Annotated in this window: 22 protein-coding genes; 10 read left to right on the forward strand and 12 right to left on the reverse strand. The window is 72.2% G+C overall.

Annotated elements, in window-relative coordinates; all coding sequences use genetic code 11:
• Nucleotides 1–4 precede the first annotated feature (4 nt).
• From ACH4D3_RS24490 to ACH4D3_RS24505, 4 genes are all read right to left on the reverse strand, one after another.
• Nucleotides 5–967 (reverse strand): electron transfer flavoprotein subunit alpha/FixB family protein, encoded by a 963-nt coding sequence (locus ACH4D3_RS24490; RefSeq protein WP_398325562.1) that lies wholly within the window; start codon nt 965–967, stop codon nt 5–7.
• Between the two features lie 55 nt (nt 968–1022).
• Nucleotides 1023–1811: an electron transfer flavoprotein subunit beta/FixA family protein gene (locus ACH4D3_RS24495; RefSeq protein ID WP_398325565.1), complete on the reverse strand. Its 789-nt coding sequence runs from the start codon at nt 1809–1811 to the stop codon at nt 1023–1025.
• 220 nt (nt 1812–2031) lie between these two features.
• The gene (locus tag ACH4D3_RS24500; protein ID WP_398325567.1) at nt 2032–2541 is read right to left on the reverse strand and encodes a flavin reductase family protein; all 510 of its coding nucleotides are present in this window, start codon (nt 2539–2541) and stop codon (nt 2032–2034) included.
• 146 nt (nt 2542–2687) lie between these two features.
• Nucleotides 2688–3068, reverse strand: coding sequence for a TlpA family protein disulfide reductase (locus ACH4D3_RS24505; protein WP_398325570.1), 381 nt, complete (start codon nt 3066–3068; stop codon nt 2688–2690).
• A gap of 265 nt (nt 3069–3333) precedes the next feature.
• Between ACH4D3_RS24505 and ACH4D3_RS24510 the strand changes: the two genes are divergently transcribed.
• On the forward strand, nt 3334–4062 hold the full coding sequence (locus tag ACH4D3_RS24510; RefSeq protein WP_398325573.1) for a lysophospholipid acyltransferase family protein: 729 nt from the start codon (nt 3334–3336) through the stop codon (nt 4060–4062).
• Nucleotides 4063–4072: 10 nt separating this feature from the next.
• Here the strand turns inward: ACH4D3_RS24510 and ACH4D3_RS24515 are convergent, their stop codons facing one another.
• The 4 genes from ACH4D3_RS24515 to ACH4D3_RS24530 all read right to left on the reverse strand — a co-directional run bounded on the left by ACH4D3_RS24515 (nt 4073) and on the right by ACH4D3_RS24530 (nt 8018).
• On the reverse strand, nt 4073–4645 hold the full coding sequence (locus ACH4D3_RS24515) for a transglutaminase domain-containing protein (protein ID WP_398325576.1): 573 nt from the start codon (nt 4643–4645) through the stop codon (nt 4073–4075).
• A gap of 87 nt (nt 4646–4732) precedes the next feature.
• On the reverse strand, nt 4733–5803 hold the full coding sequence (locus ACH4D3_RS24520) for a threonine aldolase family protein (protein WP_398325579.1): 1071 nt from the start codon (nt 5801–5803) through the stop codon (nt 4733–4735).
• Nucleotides 5800–6546: an SDR family NAD(P)-dependent oxidoreductase gene (locus ACH4D3_RS24525; protein ID WP_398325582.1), complete on the reverse strand. Its 747-nt coding sequence runs from the start codon at nt 6544–6546 to the stop codon at nt 5800–5802. Before ACH4D3_RS24525 ends, ACH4D3_RS24520 begins: the two co-directional genes overlap by 4 nt.
• A 68-nt stretch (nt 6547–6614) precedes the next feature.
• Nucleotides 6615–8018 carry a DUF6421 family protein gene (locus ACH4D3_RS24530; RefSeq protein ID WP_398325585.1) on the reverse strand — a complete coding sequence of 468 codons (1404 nt, stop codon included), beginning with the start codon at nt 8016–8018 and terminating at the stop codon, nt 6615–6617.
• A 226-nt stretch (nt 8019–8244) separates the two neighbouring features.
• On the opposite strand from ACH4D3_RS24530, the gene ACH4D3_RS24535 reads away from it, so the two are divergent.
• Nucleotides 8245–8928: a glycerophosphodiester phosphodiesterase gene (locus tag ACH4D3_RS24535; RefSeq protein WP_398325587.1), complete on the forward strand. Its 684-nt coding sequence runs from the start codon at nt 8245–8247 to the stop codon at nt 8926–8928.
• 4 nt (nt 8929–8932) lie between these two features.
• Here the strand turns inward: ACH4D3_RS24535 and ACH4D3_RS24540 are convergent, their stop codons facing one another.
• On the reverse strand, nt 8933–9472 hold the full coding sequence (locus tag ACH4D3_RS24540) for a GNAT family N-acetyltransferase (RefSeq protein ID WP_398326378.1): 540 nt from the start codon (nt 9470–9472) through the stop codon (nt 8933–8935).
• A 261-nt stretch (nt 9473–9733) separates the two neighbouring features.
• On the opposite strand from ACH4D3_RS24540, the gene ACH4D3_RS24545 reads away from it, so the two are divergent.
• A complete protein-coding gene (locus tag ACH4D3_RS24545) occupies nt 9734–10126 on the forward strand; it encodes a VOC family protein (RefSeq protein WP_398325590.1) in 393 nt (130 codons plus the stop codon).
• Between the two features lie 116 nt (nt 10127–10242).
• Complete coding sequence (locus tag ACH4D3_RS24550) at nt 10243–11007, forward strand: VOC family protein (protein ID WP_398325593.1); 765 nt, start codon at nt 10243–10245, stop codon at nt 11005–11007.
• Nucleotides 11008–11050: 43 nt separating this feature from the next.
• Here the strand turns inward: ACH4D3_RS24550 and ACH4D3_RS24555 are convergent, their stop codons facing one another.
• Complete coding sequence (locus ACH4D3_RS24555) at nt 11051–11641, reverse strand: MarR family winged helix-turn-helix transcriptional regulator (RefSeq protein ID WP_398325596.1); 591 nt, start codon at nt 11639–11641, stop codon at nt 11051–11053.
• Nucleotides 11638–13359, reverse strand: a complete 1722-nt coding sequence (locus tag ACH4D3_RS24560; RefSeq protein ID WP_398325599.1) for an FUSC family protein — start codon at nt 13357–13359, stop codon at nt 11638–11640. The genes ACH4D3_RS24555 and ACH4D3_RS24560 overlap by 4 nt, the downstream gene beginning before the upstream one ends.
• A gap of 200 nt (nt 13360–13559) precedes the next feature.
• On the opposite strand from ACH4D3_RS24560, the gene ACH4D3_RS24565 reads away from it, so the two are divergent.
• From ACH4D3_RS24565 to ACH4D3_RS24585, 5 genes are all read left to right on the forward strand, one after another.
• Nucleotides 13560–14120 (forward strand): DUF5134 domain-containing protein, encoded by a 561-nt coding sequence (locus ACH4D3_RS24565; protein ID WP_398325602.1) that lies wholly within the window; start codon nt 13560–13562, stop codon nt 14118–14120.
• Between the two features lie 108 nt (nt 14121–14228).
• Nucleotides 14229–15164 carry a M56 family metallopeptidase gene (locus ACH4D3_RS24570; RefSeq protein WP_398325605.1) on the forward strand — a complete coding sequence of 312 codons (936 nt, stop codon included), beginning with the start codon at nt 14229–14231 and terminating at the stop codon, nt 15162–15164.
• A gap of 70 nt (nt 15165–15234) precedes the next feature.
• Nucleotides 15235–15906 (forward strand): phosphatase PAP2 family protein, encoded by a 672-nt coding sequence (locus tag ACH4D3_RS24575; protein ID WP_398325607.1) that lies wholly within the window; start codon nt 15235–15237, stop codon nt 15904–15906.
• A 260-nt stretch (nt 15907–16166) separates the two neighbouring features.
• On the forward strand, nt 16167–16856 hold the full coding sequence (locus ACH4D3_RS24580) for an HAD family hydrolase (RefSeq protein WP_398325610.1): 690 nt from the start codon (nt 16167–16169) through the stop codon (nt 16854–16856).
• A 144-nt stretch (nt 16857–17000) separates the two neighbouring features.
• The gene (locus tag ACH4D3_RS24585) at nt 17001–17702 is read left to right on the forward strand and encodes a TetR/AcrR family transcriptional regulator (RefSeq protein ID WP_398325612.1); all 702 of its coding nucleotides are present in this window, start codon (nt 17001–17003) and stop codon (nt 17700–17702) included.
• Here ACH4D3_RS24585 and ACH4D3_RS24590 read toward each other — a convergent pair.
• On the reverse strand, nt 17690–19192 hold the full coding sequence (locus ACH4D3_RS24590) for an LVIVD repeat-containing protein (protein ID WP_398325615.1): 1503 nt from the start codon (nt 19190–19192) through the stop codon (nt 17690–17692). The two genes, ACH4D3_RS24585 and ACH4D3_RS24590, sit on opposite strands and share 13 nt — an antisense overlap.
• A 208-nt stretch (nt 19193–19400) precedes the next feature.
• Between ACH4D3_RS24590 and ACH4D3_RS24595 the strand changes: the two genes are divergently transcribed.
• The gene (locus ACH4D3_RS24595) at nt 19401–20057 is read left to right on the forward strand and encodes a DUF305 domain-containing protein (protein ID WP_398325618.1); all 657 of its coding nucleotides are present in this window, start codon (nt 19401–19403) and stop codon (nt 20055–20057) included.
• Nucleotides 20058–20074 lie beyond the last annotated feature (17 nt).

Raw genomic sequence — 20074 nt, forward strand, 5'->3', positions numbered from 1 at the left:
AGGGTCAGCCCTTGCGGGTCTTGACCTCCTCGGTGAGCTGCGGGACGACGTCGAAGAGGTCGCCGACCACGCCGTAGTCGACCAGCTCGAAGATCGGGGCCTCGGCGTCCTTGTTGATCGCCACGATCGTCTTCGAGGTCTGCATGCCCGCGCGGTGCTGGATCGCGCCGGAGATGCCGGAGGCGATGTACAGCTGCGGGGAGACGGACTTGCCGGTCTGGCCGACCTGGTTGGTGTGCGGGTACCAGCCCGCGTCCACCGCGGCGCGCGAGGCGCCGACGGCCGCGCCGAGCGAGTCGGCGAGCGCCTCGATGATCGCGAAGTTCTCCGCGCCGTTGACGCCGCGGCCGCCGGAGACGACGATCGCGGCCTCGGTCAGCTCCGGGCGGCCGGTCGACTCGCGCGGCGTGCGCGAGGTGACCTTGGTGCCGGTGGCGGCGGCGGAGAAGGTGACCGACAGGGCCTCGACGGCACCGGCGGCCGGGGCGGCCTCGACGGCGGCCGAGTTCGGCTTGACCGTGATGACCGGGGTGCCCTTGGAGACGCGGGACTTGGTGGTGAAGGCGGCGGCGAACACCGACTGGGTGGCCACCGGGCCCTCGTCGCCGGCCTCCAGGTCGACGGCGTCGGTGATGATGCCCGAGCCCAGGCGCAGCGCCAGGCGGGCGGCGATCTCCTTGCCCTCGGCGGAGGACGGGACCAGGACAGCGGCCGGGGAGACGGCGGCGACGGCGGCCTGGAGGGCGTCCACCTTCGGCACGACCAGGTAGTCGGCGTACTCGGCGGCCTCGTGGGTGAGGACCTTCACCGCGCCGTGCTCGGCGAGGGCGGCGGCGGTGTCACCGGCGCCGTTGCCCAGCGCGACGGCCACCGGCTCGCCGACGCGGCGGGCCAGGGTCAGCAGCTCCAGGGTCGGCTTGCGGACGGCACCGTCCACGTGATCGACGTAGACGAGAACTTCAGCCATGGGACTTCTTCTCTCCTGCTTGCGAAAGATGAGGGGCGGTAAGGGCGGCAGGGCCTCAGATGAACTTCTGGCCCGCGAGGAACTCGGCGAGCTGCTTGCCGCCCTCGCCCTCGTCCTTGACGATCGTGCCCGCGGAGCGCGCCGGACGCTCGGCGGCCGACTCGACGACCGTGTAGGCGTTCTCCAGGCCGACCTCGTCCTCGTCGATCTCGAGGTCGGAGAGGTCCCAGGACTGAACCGGCTTCTTCTTGGCCGCCATGATGCCCTTGAAGGAGGGGTAACGCGCCTCGCCCGACTGGTCGGTGACCGACACGACCGCCGGCAGCGAGGCCTCCAGCTGCTCCGTCGCCGAGTCGCCGTCACGGCGGCCCTTCACGACGCCGTCCTCGACCGAGACCTCGGACAGCAGCGTCACCTGCGGTACGCCCAGGCGCTCGGCGAGCAGCGCGGGGACGACGCCCATGGTGCCGTCGGTGGAGGCCATGCCGGAGACGACCAGGTCGTACCCGGCCTTCTCGACGGCCTTGGCCAGGACCAGGGAGGTGCCGATGGCGTCGGTGCCGTGCAGGTCGTCGTCCTCGACGTGGATCGCCTTGTCCGCGCCCATGGACAGCGCCTTGCGCAGCGCGTCCTTGGCATCCTCGGGGCCCACCGTCAGGACGGTGACCTCGACGTCGTCGTCGGAATTCTCGGAGATCTGCAGCGCCTGTTCGACCGCGTACTCGTCCAGCTCGGAGAGCAGACCGTCCACGTCGTCCCGGTCGACGGTCAGGTCATCGGCGAAGTGCCGGTCGCCAGTGGCGTCGGGCACGTACTTCACAGTGACAACGATCCTCAAGCTCACGCCGGCTCTCCTACTGCGTCGACATTTCAGTGCTGCCTCTTGCAGGCAGCATAGGCGCCCCAAGCGGCCGATCCCGGTCGGGGCGACCTGCGCTCCGCCCGGAATATTACTCGTCAGTACACCCAGTTCCTGCCCGCTAAGCAAGCGCTTTGAACTGTGACCTTCGCAACGCAGCGTAACCGGAACCCGACGCCTTCGCAGCAGCCGTCCCGCTGACCGGTCAGTCGCGCAGACCCCGGTAGCGCCCCTGGTGGTACAGCAGCGGTTCGCCGGCTCCGGCGGGGTCGCCGAGGAGGACTTCCGCCAGCACGATCCGATGGTCCCCCGCGGGCACCCGGCCGGCCACCCGGCACACGAGCCAGGCGAGCACGCCGTCCAGCACCGGCACCCCCTCGGGCCCCTCCCGCCAGACGGTGGGTGCGGCGAAGCGGTCGGCGCCGCTGCGGGCGAAGGTGGCGGCCAGCTCCTCCTGGTGCTCGCCGAGCACATGGACGCCGACGTGCTCCGCCTTTGACACCGCGGGCCAGCTCGACGAGCCGGTGCCGATGCCGAAGGAGAGCAGCGGCGGGCGGGCGGAGACGGAGGTGAGGGACGTGGCCGTGAAACCGACCGGGCCGCCGGGTCCTCGCGCGGTGATCACGGCGACGCCCGCCGCGTGCCGCCGGAAGACGGACCGCAGCAGGTCGTCGGTGGCGGGCCGGGGTGCGGCCAGGTCGGGTGTGACCGTCATGCGGGGTGGTCCTTCTGCGTTGCGCCTCGGTCCCGGAAACGGCGAGCGGGGCATGGGGGCAGGCTGACGACGGGTGGCACACACAGTCAATTACGTCCCGGGATGTGGGGGCTGTGGAGAAGACCTCACCACCGGCGTGGCGCTTGTCACACCGCCTCGCCCAGCGCGGCGATCACGTCCGCCCTGCGCGGCTGACCGGTGGCACGCCGCACGACGCGGCCGTCGGCGTCCAGGACCAGCACGGTGGGAGTCCTGAGCACGTCGAGGGCGCGGACGAGTTCGAGGTGTCCCTCGGCGTCGATCTCGACATGGGCAACACCGGGGACCAGACCGGCCACCTCGCCCAGCACCCGCCGGGTGGCCCGGCAGGGTGCGCAGAAGGCACTGGAGAACTGCACGAGCGTCGCGCGGGAGCCCAGCTCCGCACCGAGATCGGCCGCGTCGACCCGTACGGCGGTGGCCCCCGACCGGTTGCCGTCGTCCTGCCCGCGCACCAGCGCGCCCCCGTTCCGCCGCCACCGCGGCACTCTTGGGCGCGCGTACCCCGCACGCCACCGGTTCGGTACTCCGAAGGTGCAGCGTTCGCGGAGCCGCGGAGATTCCCGCCCACCGTCGCATTTCGGCCACGCGAGGGACCGGCAAGTGATGAGGATCTCGCCGCGCGCGGGCACCAAGGCTGGTACACCGGCCGTTCTTGGGGCACGATCTGCGACAAGCCGCAAACCTACGGCTGCGTAACTTTCGACTGGGAGTTTCCCTTCCCAGGCTGACAAGGAAGGGTCCGACCCGCCCATGGCAGAAATCGTCTACCGTCCGGTCATCGGTCTCGCCCGCACCATGTTCAAGGTGTGGGACCTCAAGATCGACTGCCGTGGGTCGGAGAACATCCCGCGCACGGGCGGCGCCGTACTGGTGAGCAACCACATCAGCTACCTGGACTTCATCTTCGACGGTCTGGCCGCACTGCCGCAGAAGCGGCTGGTGCGCTTCATGGCGAAGGAGTCGGTCTTCCGGCACCGGATCTCCGGTCCGCTGATGCGCGGGATGAAGCACATCCCGGTCGACCGCAAGCAGGGCGAGGCGGCCTACGCGCACGCCCTGGACTCGCTGAAGTCCGGCGAGATCGTCGGGGTCTTCCCCGAGGCGACGATCTCCGAGTCGTTCACCCTGAAGAGCTTCAAGTCGGGTGCCGCGCGACTCGCGCAGGAGGCGGGCGTCCCGCTGGTTCCCATGGCGCTGTGGGGTACCCAGCGACTGTGGACCAAGGGCCACCCGCGCAACTTCAAGCGCAGCCACACCCCCATCACCATCCGGGTCGGCGAGGCGATGGAGGCCCCGCGCGAGCAGTACGCGGGTGCCATCACCCGGCGGCTGCGCGAGCGGGTGCAGGAGCTGCTGGAGGCCGCTCAGCGCGCCTACCCCGTGCGCCCCAAGGGAGCCGACGACACCTGGTGGATGCCGGCCCATCTCGGCGGCACGGCCCCGACGCCCGAGCAGCTGCGCACCGCCCAGGCGCACTGAGCCGGGCGCTTCAGAGCGCGGTGGGGAGGGTCTCCCACAGGTGCGGGCGGTCGGTGGCCGCCTTGAGGACGTCCAGGACGGCGGGATGCGGCGCCGCGTACAGCTCCGGACAGTCCTCCTCGCCCGCCGCGTGGTCCGGCGTGAAGGCCAGTCGCTCCCTGCCCAGGGAGAACCGCGCGTTCACGCCGGGCTTGTTCCCGCGCGGATCCTGCCGGTGCCAGGCACCGTCGAGGCGTACCGCGACCAGCCCGTGCACCACGTCGAACCGCTGGTAGCACAGCGCGGTGGGGATGTCCTCGGCCCGCAGCAGCGCGGCCAGCGCGTGGGCCTTGGCGTAGCAGATGCCGGTGCGCTGCTCCAGGACGTCGGAGGCCCGCCAGGTGACGCGCGGATCCCCGGAGTCCTGTGAGTGCGGGATGGTGTCGCGCACGAACTCGAAGGCCAGGCGCGCATAGGCATACGAATCCTCCGCCTGCCTGGCGAGTGAGCCGGCCACCTCCCGCACGCGCGGATGGTCATGGTCGATGGCCTCGTCGGCAGCCAGATAGGCGGACAGGTCGGGGTTCTTCTGGATCAGCTCCATGCCCGCAGAGCATAGGAAAGCGATCACCCGCCAGTCAATGACTTTTCAGGTGACCGCATACCTATGCAGTGTCGGGAGATGTCCCCGTCAGCGCGCCGTCTCCTCCTTGAGGGCGGCCACGAACGCGTCGACGTCGTCCTCGGTGGTGTCGAAGGCGCACATCCAGCGCACGTCGCCGGCGGCCTCGTCCCAGAAGTAGAAGCGGAACCGCTTCTGCAGGCGCTCGCTCACCTCGTGCGGCAGCCGGGCGAAGACCGCGTTGGCCTGCACCGGGTAGAGGATCTCCACGCCGTGCACGGCGCGCACGCCCTCGGCCAGGCGCTGGGCCATCTCGTTGGAGTGCCGGGCGTTGCGCAGCCACAGGTCCTTGGCCAGCAGCGCCTCCAGCTGCACGGACACGAAGCGCATCTTGGAGGCCAGCTGCATGGACAGCTTGCGCAGGTGCTTCATGTGGCGCACCGCGTCCTGGTTCAGGACCACGACCGCCTCGCCGAACAGCGCCCCGTTCTTGGTGCCGCCGAGCGAGAGCAGGTCGACGCCGACCGCGTTGGTGAACGTCCGCATGGGGACGTCCAGCGAGGCGGCGGCGTTGGCTATCCGGGAGCCGTCCAGGTGCACCTTCATGCCGTGCGCGTGGGCGTGCTCGCAGATGGCGCGGATCTCGTCGGGCGTGTAGAGGGTGCCCAGCTCGGTGCTCTGGGTGATCGAGACGACCTGCGGCATCGCGCGGTGCTCGTCGTCCCAGCCGTACGCCTGGCGGTCGATCAGCTCGGGGGTGAGCTTGCCGTCGGGGGTGGGGACGGTGAGCAGCTTGAGGCCGCCCATCCGCTCGGGGGCGCCGCCCTCGTCGACGTTGATGTGCGCGCTCTCGGCGCTGATCACGGCGCCCCAGCGGTCGGTGACCGCCTGGAGCGCGACGACGTTGGCGCCGGTGCCGTTGAAGACCGGGAACGCCTCGGCGCCGGAGCCGAAGTGGCTGCGGATCACCCGCTGCAGGTTCTCGGTGTAGTCGTCCTCGCCGTACGCGACCTGGTGTCCGCCGTTGGCCAGGGCCAGGGCGGCGAGCACCTCCGGGTGCGCCCCGGCGTAGTTGTCACTGGCGAAACCGCGGACCTCGGGGTCGTGATGGCGACGCGCGTCGGTCTTCGGGGGGTTCACGGCTTCTCGGTCAGCCACAGACGGTTTCCGTTCACTTCCGCGGCGGGCTTGCCCCAGACACCGGCGACGGCCTCGGCGAGGTCACGCACGTCCGTGAAGCCCGCGAACTTCGCGTTGGGGCGCTCGGCGCGCATCGCGTCGTGCACCAACGCCTTGACCACCAGGATCGCAGCCGCCGACGTCGGTCCCTGCTCGCCCCCCGCCTTGCGGAAGTAGTCCGCCATGGCCAGCGTCCACGCCTCGGCGGCGGCCTTGGCGGCCGAGTAGGCGGCGTTGCCCGCGGTGGGGCTGGACGCGCCGGCGGCGCTGATCAGGACGTAGCGGCCGCGGTCGCTGCGCTGGAGCGCCTCGTGGAAGGCGAGGGAGGTGTGCTGCACGGTGCGGATGAGCAGCTTCTCCAGGAGGTCCCAGTCGCCGAGTTCGGTCTTGGTGAAGCTCTTGCTGCCGCGCCAGCCGCCCACGAGGTGGACCATGCCGTCGACGTGGCCGAACTCCTGCTCGGTGCGGTCGGCCCAGGCCCGGGTGGAGTCCAGGTCGAGCAGGTCGACCGTCTCGCCGGTGACGGTGGCGCCGCCGTGCGCGTAGCGCGCCGCGTCCACCGCCTCCGCCAGCCGCTCCGGGTCGTTGTCCGCGCCGACGACGGTCGCACCCGCCTCGGCGAGCCGCAGCAGCGCGGCCCGTCCGGCGGGTCCGCCCGCTCCTGCCACCGCGATCACCGCGCCGTCGAGCGCCCCGTTCCCCATGGTCCTCGCCTCCCGAGCCTGCTGAGCCGGTGTCTGCCGTGCGTGTTCGTGCGTGCCGCCGCCGTCGCTCACGCGGCGGCCCGCTGGGCGCCGTCCGCGGCCGCGGTGATACCCCGGGTCGAGGCGATCACCTTCTTCAGCTTCTTGGACAGGGCCTCGTAGAACATGCTCAGCGGAAACTCGTCCGGAAGCACGTCGTCGACGAGTTTGCGCGGCGGCAGGGTCAGGTCCAGGGCGTCGGGGCCCTTGGCCCACTTCGAGCCCGGGTGCGGGGCGAGGTAGGTGGAGACCAGCTCGTAGCCGGCGAACCAGTGGACGATCTTGGGGCGGTCGATGCCGTCGCGGTAGAGCTTCTCGATCTCGGCGCACAGCTGGTTGGTGACCTGCGGGGCGCGCTGCCAGTCGATGAAGAGCTTGTTGTCGGTCCAGCGGACGACGTCGTGCTTGTGCAGGTAGGCGAAGAGCAGCTGGCCGCCGAGACCGTCGTAGTTGCGCACGCGCTCGCCGGTCACCGGGAAGCGGAACATGCGGTCGAAGAGCACCGCGTACTGCACGTCGCGGGCCTGCGGGACGCCGTCCGCCTCCAGCTTGACGGCCTCCTTGAAGGCGGTGAGGTCGCAGCGCAGCTCCTCCAGGCCGTACATCCAGAACGGCTGGCGCTGCTTGATCATGAACGGGTCGAAGGGCAGGTCGCCGTGGCTGTGGGTGCGGTCGTGGACCATGTCCCACAGGACGAAGGCCTCCTCGCAGCGCTTCTGGTCGTCGACCAGCGCGGCGACGTCCTCGGGCAGCTCCAGGCCCAGCAGGTCCACGGCGGCCTCGGTGACGCGGCGGAAGCGGGCGGCCTCGCGGTCGCAGAAGATGCCGCCCCACGAGAAGCGTTCGGGGGCCTCGCGCACGGCGATGGTCTCCGGGAAGAGGACGGCGGAGTTGGTGTCGTAGCCGGCCGTGAAGTCCTCGAAGGTGATGCCGCAGAACAGCGGGTTGTCGTAACGGGTGCGCTCCAGCTCCGCCAGCCAGTCGGGCCAGACCATGCGCAGCACGACCGCTTCGAGGTTGCGGTCCGGGTTGCCGTTCTGCGTGTACATCGGGAAGACGACGAGGTGCTGGAGGCCGTCCGCCCTGTTGGCCGCGGGCTGGAAGGCCAGCAGCGAGTCGAGGAAGTCGGGCACCTCGAAGCCGCCGTCGGCCCAGCGGCCGAGGTCGGTCACCAGGGCCTCGTGGTAGGCGCGGTCGTGCGGCAGCAGCGGGGACAGCTCGCGCACGGCCTCGGTGACGCGGCGTACGGCGTCCTCGGCGGCGGCCCGCTCGGGGGCGCCCTCGGCGTCGAAGTCGATCGACCCGTCCTTGGACTGCCATGGCCGGATCCGCTCCACGGCATCCTTGAGCACGGGCCACGCCGGGTGTTCCACCACCCTGCTCGCCGGAGGAACGTCGCCCTCCACACCCACCTGCACAAGAATTTCCGTCATGTCCCATCCTCCACGGGAGAAGCTTGCGTCAAGACACCGTAGGCATACGACGTTTCTCCAATCAAGGGGCGACTCCGTAAATTATCCTGCCTCACCCCGGGCTTCGCCGCATTTTTTCCTGTCGATCGTCGGATTCGTATACCCGGCGCGGCACGGGGGAAACGGTCCGGCAGGGCCGTTAGGCTGCCGCCCTGCCACGCCGACGTCGACGGAAGCGAGTCGAGCCTTGAACTTCCTCACCATCGGTCACCGCGGAGCGATGGGTGTCGAACCCGAGAACACCCTGCGCTCCTTCGTCGCCGCCGAGCAGGCCGGCCTCGACGTCGTCGAACTGGACCTGCACCTGAGCAAGGACGGCGCGCTCGTCGTCATGCACGACGCGGACGTGGACCGCACCACCGACGGCACCGGTGCGATCGCCGACAAGACCCTCGAGGAACTGCGCGCCCTGGACGCCGGCCGCGGGGAGCGGATCCCGGTCTTCGAGGAGGTGCTGGACGCCGTCTCGGTGCCGTTGCAGGCCGAGATCAAGGACGCGGCGGCCGCGCGCCTCCTCGCCGACGTGATGCTCCGGCGGGACCTGGTGGACCGGGTGGAGGTGATCTCGTTCCACGACGAGGCCATCGTCGAGATCGCCCGGCTGGTGCCGGGGGTGCGGACGGCCCTGGTCGCGCAGTTCTACGGCCCCGAGGTCGTGGACCGGGCCGTGGAGGCGGGCGCCAAGACCCTGTGCCTGGACATCAACAGGGTCACGCTGGAGATCGTGCGGAAGGCCCGCAAGGCGGGACTGCGGGTCTTCTGCTGGACCGTGAACACCCAGGACCACCTGCGACTGGTGCGCGCCCTCGGCCTGGACGGCGCGACGACCGACTACCCGGAGATCAAACGCACCGGCCGCTTCACCGCCTGAGCGGTCACACCAGCGGCTTGACCAGCAGCTCGAACCGGAGGTCGGCGCGCTGTGGGACGCCGAAGCGCTCGTCGCCGTACGGGAAGGGGGTCGTCTCTCCCGTGCGGCGGTAGCCGCGGCGCTCGTACCAGGCGATGAGGTCCTCGCGCACCGAGATCACGGTCATGTGCATCTCCGTGACGCCCCACGTCGTGCGGGCCTGCCGCTCCGCCTCCGCGATGATGGCCCTGCCCAGTCCCGCGCCCTGGAGCGCCGGGCTGACGGCGAACATCCCGAAGTAGGCGTGCTCCCCGCGGTGCTCGAGCTGGCAGCAGGCCACGATCCGGCCGTCCCGCTCCACCGTCAGCAGGCGGCTGTCCGGCGCCTTGACGACCGCCAGCACGCCCTGCGGGTCGGTGCGCTGCCCCTGGAGGATGTCCGCCTCGGTGGTCCACCCGGCCCGGCTGGAGTCGCCCCGGTACGCGGACTCTATGAGCGCCACGACGGCGTCCACGTCGGCGTCGGTGGCGTCACGGTAGGTCACTGGGCTGGCGGCGGTGTCCATGGGGGGCGTCTCCGGTTCGGTCTCGGGCACGGCGCGGGCACCGATGAGCGTAACTCCGTCGACGGCTGCCACTAGGGCCTGTCTGACAATTCGCGTCGTCGCCCGAAGGGCGGCCGCGCGGCGTCAGGTGCGTGCTCTCGGCGTGCCGGCCCCAGACCCGCGTACTGGCCGTACTCGGGTCTGGGGCCGGTGCGGCGAGAGTGCGTGCATGGCGTCGCGCGGCAGACGGGAATTGTCAGACAGGCCCTAGCCTCGGGACGCATGGTGCACGTACTCGGCAGCCGGACCCTGCTCCGCCCCACCGACCCCGACCGCTCCCGCGCCTTCTACGGCGAGCAGCTCGGTCTCGCCGTCCACCGGGAGTTCGGCACGGGTCCGGAACGGGGCACCGTCTACTTCCTCGGCGGCGGTTTCCTGGAGGTCTCCGGGCGCTCCGACGCTCCCCTCACCCCCGGGCTCGCCCTGTGGCTCCAGGTCGAGGACGCGGCGGCGGCCCACGAGGAACTGCGTGCCAAGGGGGTCGAGATCGTGCGACCGCCGGTCAAGGAGCCGTGGGGGCTGGTGGAGATGTGGGTCGCGGACCCGGACGGTACCCGGATCGTGCTGGTGGAGGTGCCCGCGGAGCATCCGCTGCGCTACCGGCCCGGGATCTGAGCGGGCGGGCACCGCGACCGGGGCGCGTACGTGCCGGATGGCCGCGGCCCCGGCCCGGCCTTAGCGTGCTGGAGGGGGACGGACGGTCTGCGGCCCCGGCGGAAGGACGCCAGCACATGAAGCTCCACGAACCGGTGACCGGCGGGCCCTGCTGGGCGGAGCTCGGGACCACCGACCTGGAGGCGGCCAAGCGGTTCTACACCAAGGTGTTCGGCTGGCGTCCCGAGACGGACCCGCGGCAACAGGCGGGCGGCTACACGATCGCCCGGATCGACGACGCGCCGGTCGCCGCCCTGACTCCGCTGTACCAGCAGGGGCAGCCGGTCGCGTGGAACGTGTCCTTCGCCGTGCGCGACGCGGACGCGGCCGTACGGCAGGTGACGGCGGCCGGCGGGGTGGCCCTCCAGGGGCCCGCGGACGTCTTCGACGCGGGCCGGTTCGCGGTGGCCGCCGATCCGACCGGGGCGGTGTTCCAGTTGTGGCAGGGACGCTCGTTCCCCGGGGCCGGACTGTTCAACGCGCCCGGCTCGCTGGGCTGGGTGGAGTTGCTGACCCGGGAGCCCGACCGGGCCGCCGACTTCTACACGACGGTGTTCGGCTGGAGCGTCGGCGCCTCGGACCGCTATCCGCAGTGGGGGATCGACGGGGCGGACTTCGGCGGCATGGTGACCATGGACGACAAGTTCCCGCACGAGGTCCCGGCGCACTGGCTGCCGTACTTCGCGGTGGCGGACGTGAACACCGTCGCGGCCGGCACGACGGACGGCGGCGGCACCGTGCTCATGGAGCCGACCTCCGTGCCCGACGGGCCCCGCATCGCGGTGCTGCGGGACCCGCAGGGCGCGATGTTCGGGGTGTACCGGGCGGGCGACGAGCGCTGATCCTCCCGGGTGCGCGGGAGGCCGTACCGGTTTGGCAGCGCGCTCAGGCCCGCAGCGCGTCCAGACGGCCCTCCAACTGGCCGAGGAGCCCGCCGAGGAGCGCCGCCAGCTCACCCTGCCGCGACCCGGCCACGCCGGACAGGACGGCCGACTCGTAGGCGAGCTGTTCGGGCAGGATGCCGTCGACCAGGTCGCGTCCGGCGTCCGTGAGGCGGACATGGGCGACCCGGCGGTCGCGGGTGTCGCCGCGGCGCTCGACGAGGCCGCGCTCGGTGAGCTGCTTGAGGCGCTTGGTCACGGCTGCGCCGGAGGAGAAGGTCTCCCGGGCCAGCTCCCCGGGGGTCAGCTCGTGCCCGGTGCGGCGCAGCGCGCCGAGCAGGTCGAACTCGGCACGGCTGAGGCCCGCCCGGCGCAGCGGCGCGTCCTCGGCCTGCTGGAGGAGGGCGGCGCAGCGGTTGATCCGGCCGATGATCTCCATGGGCCCGGTGTCGAGGTCCGGGTGGACGGCACGCCACTGACGTACGACCGCGGCCACGGTGTCCCCGCCCGGCCCCGTCCCGCCGTCACCGGACCCGGACCCGGTTCCCCCGTCGTGCGCTCCCCCGTCGTGCACTCCCCCGTCGGTTGCGGTCATGGCCGTACGTCCTCCGTTCTCGTGCTCGCGCCCCGGTCCGGACGCGTTGCCTGGCGTCGCACCGCCTCGGCGAGCGTACGGTGTCCGGCCTGCTCGGCGAGCACGACCCTCTCCTGGGGCAGCGCGCGTCCCCACCATTCACCGGCCGCCCCGTCGGCGGTGGCCCGCAGGTCGGTCAGCGCGGCGGCCAGGCCACGGCGCGCGGCCTCCAGGGCGCCGGGGGCGGGGACGGGCTCGGCGAGGAGGCGCGCGGCGCGCTCCCGGGCCCGGTCGGCCGCGGTCACCGCCTGTTCGACGCGGTTTCCGGCACGCCGGTTGGTGACGACGACGGCGGCGAGGAAGCCGACCAGGGCGCCGACGAGGGTGTCCACGGCCCGCTCGGCCATCAGGTCGCCGGGGGCCTGGTACCCGGCGAACTCGGTGACGAGCAGGGCCATCGGGGTCACGCAGACGCTGCCGAGCCAGTAGTTGCGGGTGATGAGGGCCTCGGCGCCGAAGTTGAGGGCGAGGCAGCACAGGACGAGCAGTGCCTGCCCGAGGTGGGCGAGCGGGGCTATGGCGGCGAAGAGCAGCACTCCGGCGAGGTTGCCGACCACGCGCTGCACGGCCCGGCTCCAGGTCAGGGTGACGTTGGCCTGGTAGAGCGCGGCGGCGGTGACCAGGGCCCAGTAGGGGCGGCCGATGCCGAGGGCGAGGGAGGCGTACCCGGCCAGCGCGCAGCCGAGGGCGGTGCGGGCGGCGATCGGGGTCAGCGGGCCGAGCCGCTGCCACAGGGGCGCGGGGCGGGCGGCGAGTTCGGCGTCCACACCGAGGAGTTCGTCGGTGTCCTCCGGGGCGTCGCCGGTGCGGGGGATCCGGCCGCCGCCACGCAGGGCGTGGGCCCAGGCACGCAGCCGCTCCGGGTCGGTGTCGGCGGGGGCGGCGAGGGCGACCTCGGCGCGGACGACGAGGCGTTCCAGGGCGTGCCGGGTGGTGGCGCGGGCGCCCGTGGACGGCAGGGCAAGCAGCGTCTGCCAGGCGGCCTGTACGGCGGCGTACCCGGCGGCGCGGGCGGAGGCGTGCGCGTCGCCCTCCCCCGTGCCGCCCTCACCGGTGCTGACGGTGTCGCGGGAGGCGGCGGCGTACGCGGCCGCCGCGTTCAGGGCCTGGGCGGTGGCCCGGCGTTCCGGGCCGTGCGGACGGACCGGGGCGGGTGCCATGCCGACGAGCCAGGCCCAGGCGCCCGCGGCGGCGGCGAGTGCCAGGTGGCCGGGGACCTGGCCGAGGGTCTGCGGGACGAAGAGGGCGGCGGAGCTGATGAAGGTCAGGACCACGTTGCCCGGCGGACCGACGCGGGTGGCGTCGCACAGGGCCTTCTGCGCGGCGGCCAGCAGCGCGCCGACGGTGACGAGGACGACGGCGTTCCGGGTGAGCGAGGCGGTGACCAGGGCGACGGCGAGGCCGCCGAGCATGCCGAGCACGACCCACGCCAGGGTGCGGGCCCGGGCGGCGTAGGGGCGGTTGTGGGCGTAGAGCGCGCACAGGGACCCGGCCATCGTGTACATCGCCAGGTCGAGCCGGCCGAGCGCCAGCAGGAGGAGGTTGGGCGGGGCGACGGCGGCGACCGAACTCAGCGCGGGCTTGAACCAGATCTCGGAGGGCCGGCGCAGGCGCAGCACGCCGGCCAGGGACAGACGTGGGGCGGGCGAGGTGCCGGAGGTGGGGGTCGCACTGCTCATGGGAAACAGATTAACGAGTGTTTTACCAGTAAATCAAATGCGGCGAGTGAGCCGGTCCATATCACCGACCAGCGACGATCCACCGCGGTGAGGGCGTGCGCTCCCCCGGATGCCCCCGCGTACACCCTTGCGCTCGCGTGCGCGCCGCACGGCCCGGGCAGTTCTTGACAGACCGTGGACCGCCGAACGGGGAGGTGCGTGTGCACGGACCGGCGTCACCCGGATGGCTGCTGGTCGCGCTGTGCGCGGCGACCGGCACCTACTGCCTGCTGCGGATGCGCAGCAGCGTCGAGGAACAGCGCGGGGCCGCGGGCGGCGAGGCGCTCATGGGGTTCGGCATGGCCGCCATGGCCGTGCCCGCGGCGGTCTTCTCCCCGCCCGGCTGGGTCTGGCCCGTCTACGCGGTGGTCTTCGGCGCCGCGGGACTGCGGGCGTTGTGGGCGGCCCGGACGGGGCGCCACCACCTGCACCACGTGGTGGGAGCCGCGGCGATGGTCTACATGGCGATGGTGATGGCCGCCTCCCCCGCCCACGGGCACGCGCACGGCGCGTCGGGCACACCGGTGCTGACGGGAGTGCTGCTGCTCTACTTCACGGGATACGTGCTGCTGACCGGGGTCCGTCTGATACCCGTCGTGGCGGGGGGCGGTGCGGGGGCCGGCGGCCGTGCGGCGGCCGGGTGGGGCGACCGGCCGGAGCTGGCACGGGCCTGCCGGCTCTCCATGGCGATCGGGATGCTGGCCATGCTGCTCCCCCTGTGACTCCGGCCCGACGAGGGTTGCCCGGCGTTCACCGCGCGCAATCGTTGCCTGCGTCACTTTGCGCGTCCGGCCGTACTGCCGACGGCACGGCGCTCATAGGCTGCCCCCATGATTCTCCCCGCGGCACTGCTGCTGCTCGGTGCGCTGACCGCCGTGCTCGCCCCCAGGCTGCTCGCCCGGGCGGACTGGCCGGATCGCGAACCGGTGGTCGCCCTGTGGGTCTGGCAGTGCGCGGTGGCGGCGGTGATCGTGTGCTGCGCGCTGTCGATGACGCTGAGCGCGGCGGCGGCCTGGCACGCGGTGGGCGGACCCGTCTTCGCGACGGCTCCCGGTCCGGTGGTCGAGGCCTACGCCCTGGGCACGTCCGGGCTCTGGGCGGACACGACGGCCGTCACGCTGGCCTGCGGCGGACTGTGGAGCGCGCTGATGCTGGCCCGGGAGGTGGCGCGGGCCCGTGCCCGGCGTCGGCTGCGCCGCGCGGAACTCCGGCACCGCGCTCCGCTGCTGCCCGGCGAGGAGCCCGGCCCGGGGCGGCTCGTCGTACTGGAGGGCGAGCGGCCGGACGCCTGGTGGCTGCCCGGCACTCCCCCGCAGCTGGTGGTCACCACCGCCGCCCTGCGTCGCCTCAAGGGGCGGCAACTGGACGCGGTGCTCGCCCACGAGAAGGGACACGCGCAGGCGCGGCACGACTGGCTGCTGCACTGCTCCGCCGCGCTGGCGGACGGGTTCCCGCAGGTTCCGGTCTTCGCCGGGTTCCGCGACGAGATGCACCGCCTGGTCGAACTCGCCGCCGACGACGTGGCCTCCCGCCGTTTCGGCCGGCTGACGACCGCCCTGGCACTGGTCGAACTCAACGAGGACCGCGGCGTCTTCGGTCCGTGCCCGACCGCCCGGGCGGACGTCCCGCAGCGGGTGCACCGCCTGCTCACCCCGCCGAACCGGCTGACGGCGGCCCGCAGGCTGCGGCTGACCGCGGCGGCCGCGCTGGTACCGGTGGTCCCGGTCCTGCTGGCGTTCGCGCCGGGGCTGCGGGCGTTGGGCTAGCCCCTGCCCCTGCCCTCTCCCCCTGCCCCGGTATTGGCCCCGGAGCCACCCGTTCGGCGAGGATCGCAGCATGCAGACGCCGCCGGTCGACTCCCCGCCCGCCCCGCCGCAGCCACGCACCGCCCTCCGTGTCACCTGGGTACTGACCGTGTGCTCCGTGCTCCTGCTCACCCTGGTGGCCGTCGAATGGCGTCCGTTGGTGCGGCTGGACGAGGACATCGCCGGCACGACCCACCGCTGGGCCGTCGAGGAAGGCGGCCTCACACACGCCATGCGGATCCTCACCGACTGGGTGTGGGACACCTGGACGATGCGCCTGCTGTGCGCGGTGGTGGTGCTGTGGCTGTGGTGGCGCCGGGCGGACCGGTGGACGGCCGTGTGGCTGGGAGCGACGTGTCTGCTGGGCAGCCTGCTGCAACAGGCCCTCAAGGCGGCGGTGGACCGCCCGCGCCCGGTCTGGCCGGACCCCGTGGACTCCGCGCACTACGCGGCCTTCCCCTCCGGGCACGCCATGACCGCGACGTTCGTGTGCGGCCTGCTGGTGTGGCTGCTGCACCACTACGACGCCGGGCGCGCCCCGCGCCGTACCGGCCTGGCCGTCGCCGTGGTCTCGGTGGCCGGGGTCGGCGTGACCCGGGTGTGGCTCGGCGTCCACTGGGCCACGGACGTGCTCGGCGGCTGGCTCCTGGGCGGGCTGGTCGTGGCGCTCGCGGTACTGGTGCACCGGCGCGGACATCCGTGAGCGGCGCGGCGCACCGCCGGGCCGGTTTCCGCCCGCCCCGCGGCACGGCCCCCGTCTCGCCCTTCGCCCCCCTAGGGCCTGTCTGACAATTCCCGTCTGCCGCGCGACGCCATGCACGCACTCTCGCCGCACCGGCCCCAGACCCGAGTACGGCCAGTACGCGGGTCTGGGGCCGGCACGCCGAGAGCACGCACCTGACGCCGCGCGGCCGCCCTTCGGGCGACGACGCGAATTGTCAGACAGGCCCTAGGATCCGGCCCATGACCGCCGTTCTGTTCGACTTCTCCGGGACCCTGTTCCGGATCGAATCCACCGAAGCCTGGCTGCGCGCGGCGCTCGACGGTGCCGGACTGGAGCTGGCCGCGCCGGAACTGGCCGAGAAGGCCGAGGCTCTCGAGCGGGTGGGAGCGCTGCCCGGCGGCGCACCGCCGCTACGGGTTCCGGCGGAACTCGCCGAGGTGTGGGAGACCCGCGACGACAGCTCCGCGCTGCACCGGGCCGCGTACACCGGGCTCTCCCGGCAGGTGCCGCTGCCGGACCCGGGCCTGCACGACGTGCTGTACGAGCGGCACATGTCGCCGGACGCGTGGCGTCCCTACGCCGACGCCGCCGAGGTGCTGAGCGCGCTGCGCGGGCGCGGAATCGCCGTGGGGGTGGTCAGCAACATCGGCTGGGACCTGCGGCCGGTCTTCCGCGCCCACGGCCTCGACCGGTACGTGGACGCGTACGTCCTGTCCTACGAGCACGGCATCCGCAAGCCCGACGCCCGGCTGTTCGGCCTCGCCTGCGCGGCGCTGGGCGTGGAGCCGGAGCGGACGCTGATGGTCGGCGACGACCGGAGGGCGGACGGTGGCGCGGCGGCACTCGGGTGCGGGGTGCACTTCGTCGACCACCTGCCGGTGGCCGAGCGCCCGGCGGGACTGCGGCCGGTGCTGGACCTGACCACGTAGCCCTGGGCAACCACCGGGTGGTTCCGCCCGCCTCGGACGATCCCCCGTGTCGCCCGAGGCAGACGGTAGCCGGAGCGGCCGTCGAGGCCGCTCCGTCTGCGCCGAGTATAGTTGGCTGGCAGCCAGTCAACGCAGGAGTACAGCATGTCCCCGCGCAGCGCCTCGGTCAATGAAGAATTGCGGCGGCGCTCGAAGGAGCGTCTCCTGCAGGCCGCCGTGGAGCTGGTGGGCGAGCGCGGGTACGAGGCGACCACGCTGGGCGACATCGCGGACCGGGCGGGCTCCGCGCGGGGGCTGGTCTCGTACTACTTCCCCGGAAAGCGCCAGCTGGTGCAGTCCGCGGTGCACCGGTTGATGCACCGCACCCTGGAGGAGGCCCTGGAGCGCGAGCCGCGCACCGCCGACGGGCGTGAGCGGCTGGCGCGGGCCGTCGACGCGATCCTGGGGCTCGCCCGGGACCGGCCGGTGCTCATGCGCCAGCACATGGCGGGCCTGCTCCAGGCGGAGGTGGGCTTCGTGCCGTGCCCGGAGCAGCGGAGGCTGGCGGAGCTGCTGCGGGACACGGTGGCCCGGCACGGCTCGCGGAACGTCGACCGCGACTACCCGATGCTGCGCGCACAGCTGATGGGTGCCGTCTTCGCGGCTCTCGTGCCCGGGGTGCCGATGCCGGTGCCGGAGCTGCGCGCCGAGTTGTTCGAGCGCTACCGGCTGGACTGGAAGCTGGGTGTCCCGCCGGACGCCGAAGCGCCCGGCGGGACGACGTGCGACCCGGACCTGTCGCGGTTCTTCGCGACCGGCGTGCCCGACCGGCAGGACCGGACGGACCGGGGTCCTCAGTCGAAGTAGTCCGGCTGCGTCTGCGTGTTGAGCTCCCGCAGGTGGACCCGCTTGGCCGGGTCGGTGCGCCGGTCGCTGAGCTTGAGGACGTCGAAGCCCTTGGCGATGTCGTTCGAGTAGATGTAGCCGTTGTAGTAGTACGCCGACCAGGAACCGCCGGTGGTCATGGTGTCGGTGGTCAGCGGACCCCGCTCGAAGTAGGCGATCTCCCTGGGCCGCGAGGAGTCGGTGAACTCCCAGACGGAGATGCCGCCCTGGTACCAGGCCTGGACCATGATGTCCTTGCCCTTGACCGGGATCAGCGAGCCGTTGTGGGCCACGCAGTTCTCGGTGTCCGCCTGGTGGCGCGGGATCTTGAAGTAGCTGCGGAAGACCAGCTTGCGGTGCTCGCCCCGGCCGACGATGTCGTAGATGCCGTCGGCGCCGCGGTTCGGGCCGATCTCCGCGTTGCAGGTGGCGGCGCCGCCGCCGCCCAGCTCGTCGGTGAACACGACCTTGTTCGCCTTCTGGTTGAAGGTCGCCGAGTGCCAGAACGCGAAGTTCACGTTGTCCTGGACGCGGTCGATGACCTTCGGGCGCTCGGGGTCCTTGATGGAGAACAGGATGCCGTCGCCCATGCAGGCGCCGGCGGCCAGGTCCTCGGAGGGCAGGACGGTGATGTCGTGGCAGCCGGTGGTCTTCGAGACGCCCGGGTTGGTGGGCCCGCCCGGGTTGCCGCCGCCGTCGGATCCCTCACCGGGGAAGAGCACCGGGAAGCCCACGAGGGCCGCCCGCTCGGGCGCCTTGCGCGGCACCTTGATCACGGAGATGCCGTCGTGCGGCGGCTGGCAGTCGGGGTAGGCAGCGTTCGGCGAGTACGAGGAGACGTAGATGTAGACGTTCCTGCGCTCGGGCACCAGCGTGTGGGTGTGCGAGCCGCAGGCGGTCTCGACGGCGGCGACGTACTTCGGGTTCCGCTTGTCGCTGATGTCGAAGACCTTCATGCCCTCCCAGGAGGACTTCTCGGTCGCGGGCTGCGTGGTGCTGTTGCAACTGCTGTCGCTGCGCGAGGAGTCGGTCGACAGGAACAGCAGGTCCCCGGAGACGGAGATGTCGTTCTGGGAGCCGGGACACAGCACCTGGGCGACGGTCCTCGGCTTCTTCGGGTTCTTGATGTCGAAGATGCGGAAGCCGTCGTAGTTCCCGGCGAAGGCGTACCGGCCCTGGAAGGCCAGGTCCGAGTTGGTGCCGGGCAGCGCGTCCTTGGGGATGTTGGTGAGGTGCTCGATGTTGTCCGAGTGGACGATCTCGTCCTGGCCGGGTATCTCGCCGCTCTCGATGGCGTCGCGCACCTCGGCGCGCGCGCTCTTGGACACCTCCTTCGACGTGGCCGGAGCGTCCCCGGGGTCGGGGGTCGCCACGGCAGGGCCGGCGGTGAGCAGCGCGGACAGGAGACCGGCGGCGGCAGCCGCGACTCCCAGGCGTCTGCGCCGCGTTCGCGGGTCGTTCAACAGGGTCACTGTTTCCTCCCAACGTCCGTTCCCGTCGGAACGGTTCACGCATCCCGCAGTATCGTCTTCGCCATGCACATCTCAACAGGGGGCAACAAACTCGCAATGAAGTTTTCTGATCAGTGACGCGCGGAAGCGTGCTAGGACGGTCACCGCACCCACAAGGTGCTCCGCCTCCCTCCACCCAGAGGGGCACCCGCAGCCACAGGAGGTCGTTGTGTCCTTTCGCCCCGCGATGTCCAGCGCGTCACTCGTCACGGCCTCGCTGACCGCACTGGCCGTGCTCGGGCTGGGGGCCTGCGACTCGGGACCGGACACCGGTTCGGCGGCCGCCGCCGGCCCCTCGGTGATCGCGCCGGGCAAGCCGGGCGAGGGCAACCGGACCCTGTCCGCCGAGGACGCCGAGAAGCAGCGCGCCGACGACGACTCCCCCAACTCGGCGGACGTCTCCTATGCGCGGATGATGATCCAGCACCACGCCCAGGCGCTGAAGATGACCGAACTGGCGCCGCAGCAGGCCGAGTCCGGCCGGGTCAAGAAGCTCGCAGAACGGATCTCGGCCGCGCAGGGACCGGAGATCAAGGCGATGGAGGGCTGGCTCGAGACGCACGGCGAGAAGGTGACGGGCGGCGGTCACGACCACGCCGCGATGCCGGGCATGGCGACCGAGGCGCAGCTGAAGCAGCTGCGCACGGCCGAGGGCAAGGCATTCGACCGGCTCTTCCTCACCCTGATGATCACTCACCACGAGGGTGCGATCAGCATGGCCACGGACGTGAAGTCCGGGGGCAACAACGTGCTGATCGAGGAGATGGCGGACGACGTGGTCGCCCAGCAGACGAGCGAGATCTCACGCATGCGCGCGATGCTGTGACGACCCGGAGGCCGGGT

The organism is Streptomyces sp. NPDC018026 (genome assembly GCF_044327745.1).
Taxonomy (GTDB): domain Bacteria; phylum Actinomycetota; class Actinomycetes; order Streptomycetales; family Streptomycetaceae; genus Streptomyces; species Streptomyces rubrogriseus.